Below are 4,432 nucleotides of genomic sequence, written 5' to 3'. Positions count from 1 at the left end.
CCATGCTCAGCTCGAGGCACCCGCCATGGCGGCGTGACCCAAGTAAACCACCCTCCGGCGAAGCCGGGGCGGTTCACGGAGAGAAGCTGAAATGGTTAGGGTAGGCCCAGTAATATCTATTGTCGGGCCGGTGCGTCGAATCAGTCGTGGTTCGCACCACGCGCCCTCTTTGGCTGGCCGGGGCGGCGCCGGTAAGCACCGGGGCCAGCGGGGCGGAAGCTGGTGATGAACTGTGTGGCTTGCGGCTCTGCTGCCGTCGCGGAGCGGTTGGACCGTGCGGCCCAGGGTTACCGCCGGTCCGCTGCCGCGACTGCAGGAAAGCGTTCAACGGCTACTCCGGCTACGTGCACCAACACTCAGCAGGGAGCACGCCCGCCGGTCAGCCTTGTGAGTTCTTAGCCGCATCCGGGTTCGAGCCGGCGTCCTCCTCAAGGTCCACGACAATCTCCTTCAACGCAGACTCATCAAGCTTTTTGGCCTCTTCGATCAGCTGGTCGGCCTCGGCCTCCCGTCCCTCTGCTAACTTACCCAACGCCGCTTCGCCGAGGTCCCAAGCTTTCTCGTGCCGGTTGTCAGTCGATTGTGCCGGGTCTTTGCTTTGCTTCGCCATGATGCGCTCCGAGCAGGATCTCGCCAGAACCGGAATCTAAGCATCTGGTTCCGGTTGGTGTTGCCTTAGGAGACCTGTGCGCGGGTCCGCTGAACCACACTAAGTAGCGGTTGCGACAGGCTTCTAACCACAACATGCTGCGCCTCCAGCGGCCCACGCACAGGTCTCCTAGCCAGAACAAAGCCGCTTCGACGCCCGTGAACCTCAAGTTTTCTATGTGTCCGGACCAGTTTACACTCTGATTGTGAGCCCTGCGGTCCGCAGGAGATCGGAGGGGAAGGCTTGAGTGAAGATCCGGAGGACCCGCACGCGACAACATCGCAGCAGGCGGCGCCTTCCCATCCAGGCTCAGTATTGCGAAAGCGGATGCTCGCAGTGTCCGGCATTTCAGTTGCCCGTGCCGCGCGCGAACTCGGCGTCACACGGCAGGCGCTTCACCGCCTGCTCTCGGGCATGACCGGTGTCACGCCTGAAATGGCTGCTCGCCTTGGGCGATTTTGCGGCACGGGAGGCGCCTATTGGCTTACCCTTCAGCAGGACTTCGACTTGGCGGATGCTGAGCGTGCCCTCGGCGCGGCCCTCGATCGCATCCCAACCTATGCGGGTCTCGCCGGTAACCTCACCGGGCAACCCCATGCATCTCGGGTGAGTGCGAGGGGCGAGACCGAGTACGCGATGTTTATGGCCGACCCGCCGGGCCGCTCCGCCGGCACGTCAGAGGAGGAGATAGCTACCGGGCTTGTTGAAGGAGGCACAGCCGGTGAGCGCTGGCACCTCCGGAAAGATGAAACCCGTTTCTGGGCCAGCGGCACGCTTACGCCGCTTCGGACCGGTGAGGACGGGGCCCGGCTGACCGAACACGCCGGAGTTCTTGGGCAGCTCGCCGAGGGGGTGATCGTTGCTGATGCCGCCGGGCGCATCACTTTCGTGAACGACGCAGCAGCTCGGATCCACGGTGTGGCGCGGCTGGATGTCCTGCCTGATGCTTACAGCAAGACCTACCACCTCTTGACCGAGGACGGTCGCACCTATCCGTCAGCCGAGCTGCCACTCGCGCGCGCCGTGCTCCGGGGCGAAACGGTGACTGATGCGCGCTGGCGTATCCGCCGGCCCGATGGCTCTGAGGTGCTTGCCGTCGGCAGTGCTCGGCCGCTGCTGGCCGTCGATGGCACGCAGGTCGGCGCGGTGCTTACATTGCGCGACGAGACCGCACGCGACGCGGCTGAACAGGCACTGCGAGCGAGCGAGGAGCGCTTCCGCGGCGTCTTCGACCAGCAGTTCCAGTTCATGGCCGTTCTCTCCCCGGAGGGTGTCACGCTTGAGATCAACGAGCTGCCGCTGCACGCCGCTCAGCTGAGACGCGAGCAGGTGATCGGGCGCTTCTTTTGGGACACCCCTTTCTGGGCCGGCCTGCCCGCCATGCGTGACGCCTGGCCCGGTCGTTTAGCCGAAGCTGCGCGGGTCGACGGCCCGGTACTCTCCGAAGATCTGTACCAAGCCACTAACGGCGAGGTTCGCACCGCGGACGCCGCCGTCACCGCGGTCAAGGGCTCGGACCGAGCCGTGCGGTTCTTCGTCATCCAGGCGAGCGATACCACCGCCCGCAAGCGGGCCGAGGTGGCGCTGCGAGAAAGCGAGGCGCGGTTGCGCCTTGCCACGGAAGCGGTCGGCCTCGGCATCTGGGACCTGGATCTGGAGGGCGAGGAAGGCATCGGCACGCCCCGTGTCTTCGAGCTATACGGCATGCCCACCCCACCCGACGGCCGGGCCCCACGGGCCGCTTTTCTTGGCCTGATCCATCCGGACGACATCGCGGCCATACGGGCTGAGCATGAGCGCACGGCTCGGGAGGACGACACTTTTCATCTAATCCATCGCATCCGGCGCGGCTCGGATGGGGAAGAGCGCTGGCTGGAGGTCCATGGCCGCCACTTCCAACAAGCGGGACGGCGCCGCTTCCTCGCCGTCCTAACCGACGTGACCGAGCGAAAGGCGGCTGAGGAGCGACAGACCCTCCTCTCGCGCGAGGTGGACCACCGGGCCAAGAACGCGCTTGCCGTAGTGCAGGCGGCGCTGCGCCTAACTCCTAAGGAGGACGCCGCGTCCTACGCCCGAGCGGTAGAGGGTCGGGTGAGCGCACTCGCACGGGCGCAGACGCTGCTGGCCGAAGACCGCTGGACTGGGGCTGATATGCGCGCGCTTGTGCAGGGTGAAATCGAGCCCTTCCTCGCCGGACAACGCGCCGAGCTGAACGGGCCACCCGTGGTACTGCCACCCGACGCGGCGCAGCCGATTGCCATGGTGCTGCATGAGTTAGCGACAAACGCGGTGAAGCACGGCGCGCTGTCGGTACCGGAGGGACGCGTTTCGGTGTCGTGGCGCCTCGACTTGGCCAGCACGACCCTACGGCTGCGCTGGGTGGAGGCGGGCGGGCCGGTAGTAAATGGGCCGCCCGGGCGCCGTGGCTTTGGCATGCGCGTGCTGGAGCGCACCGTGCGAGGTCAACTCGGCGGAGTAGTGTCGCTGACTTGGGAGACAACAGGACTGGCCTGTGAGATGGGAGTGCCACTGGCGCGCGGGCATCTTGTCGCGCAGGGCGCCCTAGAGGGTTCTGTTCTCGGATGAAAGAGCTTTGTGCACGAATAGGTCGAGTGGCGTCTCCGGTGTAAATAGGGCCAGGGCCCTGCCCAGTCTCGCCAAGGGGTGCCCAACTTGCCATTCAAAGCCAATGCCGACCACCGGCACTACATTCCACGCCAGCAACACAGGGTGACGAACTGGCCTGCCTACGAGGTTGGTCTGCGAGCACGCGGGAGCTTGACGGTGTGGTTCACGGCCGAGGGCGAGATGGAAGACGAGCCGCATTATCAGTACCAGCTCGATCGCCGCGTCCGAGTACCAGGCCTGGCCACCGGGCGTGGTCCGCCGCGGCGCCTGCCACCCTTTCGGTGCGGCCTCATCGAGCCAAAGCGTCAGGTCGCCACGCCGCTTCAGACCGGCTTCGTAGGCTGGCCAGTTCTGGATCCGGTAGAGGACCTGCGGGATGTGGTGGCGGCGGACGGCGTTGTGCTTGAACGGCACGTCCGAGAGCGTAACGGCTCAACCGCAGCTGGGACACTCGCCTTGGATCCCAGCGGCTCGTTGCACAAACGCCGCTTAGATATAGATCGGTTCGCCATAGATGGACGCGTAGGGGTCATGGACCAGTTCGACGTAGATGGGTGTGTAGGGGTCATAGACCGGTTCGACGTAAATGGGCGCGTAGGGGTCATAAACCGGTTCGACGTAAATGGGCGCGTAGGGGTCATAAACCGGTTCGACGTAAATGGGCGCGTAGGGGTCATAAACCGGTTCGACGTAAATGGGTGCGTAAGGGCCAACCCAGATTTCTGGCTCGGCGTAGACGGGTCCCGGATACGTTACGAGCACCTCCCCGTAGGGAGCCGGCTCTGGGAAGGCCATGATCACTTCGCCGTACATAACCGAGTCCTCCTCATTCCTTAGTAGGAGAACATGGCGGTGCGGCGATGACGTGTCGTGGCAGTGTTCGCAGTAAGGCAATTGGGGGCCACCCAAACATGTACCGCAGGTGTTTGCTCAGACGCGCGCGACAACACCGAAGAGGCGGCTGAGCAGCGCTCCGAAGCGCAGCCGCCCTTGGGTCGCAATTAGACAGAGGCAGTCGCCTGCACCTTCGGCTGTCGGCCTGTGGCTCACCTCCTCAGCAATCTCGGCGAAGTCACCCGTGGGCCTGTCCCGATTTCACGGACACCTTTGATAGGCTGAGGAGCCTGGGAGGTGTCGATGACGGAGAGCAACAGA

3 protein-coding genes and 1 pseudogene are annotated in these 4,432 nt (G+C 64.6%); 1 reads left to right on the top strand and 3 read right to left on the bottom strand.

What is annotated here, in order from left to right; translation table 11 throughout:
- Positions 1-379: 379 nt before the first annotated feature.
- Positions 380-610, bottom strand: a complete 231-nt coding sequence (locus tag JMJ56_RS32595) for a hypothetical protein (RefSeq protein ID WP_202836032.1) — start codon at positions 608-610, stop codon at positions 380-382.
- Between the two features lie 282 nt (positions 611-892).
- Between JMJ56_RS32595 and JMJ56_RS32590 the strand changes: the two genes are divergently transcribed.
- Positions 893-3,235, top strand: coding sequence for a HigA family addiction module antitoxin (locus JMJ56_RS32590; protein ID WP_202836031.1), 2,343 nt, complete (start codon positions 893-895; stop codon positions 3,233-3,235).
- A gap of 213 nt (positions 3,236-3,448) precedes the next feature.
- Here the strand turns inward: JMJ56_RS32590 and JMJ56_RS34615 are convergent.
- Positions 3,449-3,691: pseudogene (locus JMJ56_RS34615) on the bottom strand (transposase); the annotation flags it as partial.
- Between the two features lie 75 nt (positions 3,692-3,766).
- The gene (locus JMJ56_RS32580; protein WP_202836029.1) at positions 3,767-4,090 is read right to left on the bottom strand and encodes a hypothetical protein; all 324 of its coding nucleotides are present in this window, start codon (positions 4,088-4,090) and stop codon (positions 3,767-3,769) included.
- Positions 4,091-4,432 lie beyond the last annotated feature (342 nt).

It is taken from the genome of Belnapia arida, assembly GCF_016773205.1.
GTDB lineage: Bacteria > Pseudomonadota > Alphaproteobacteria > Acetobacterales > Acetobacteraceae > Belnapia > Belnapia arida.
The sequence above is the reverse complement of the archived record's forward strand: the minus strand, read 5'-3'. Positions and strand labels throughout refer to the sequence as shown.

Coding starts and splice junctions, on each gene's coding strand:
- JMJ56_RS32595 (WP_202836032.1), bottom strand. CDS start 610: ATGGCGAAGCAAAGCAAAGACCCGGCACAATCGACTGACAACCGGCAC.
- JMJ56_RS32580 (WP_202836029.1), bottom strand. CDS start 4,090: ATGTACGGCGAAGTGATCATGGCCTTCCCAGAGCCGGCTCCCTACGGG.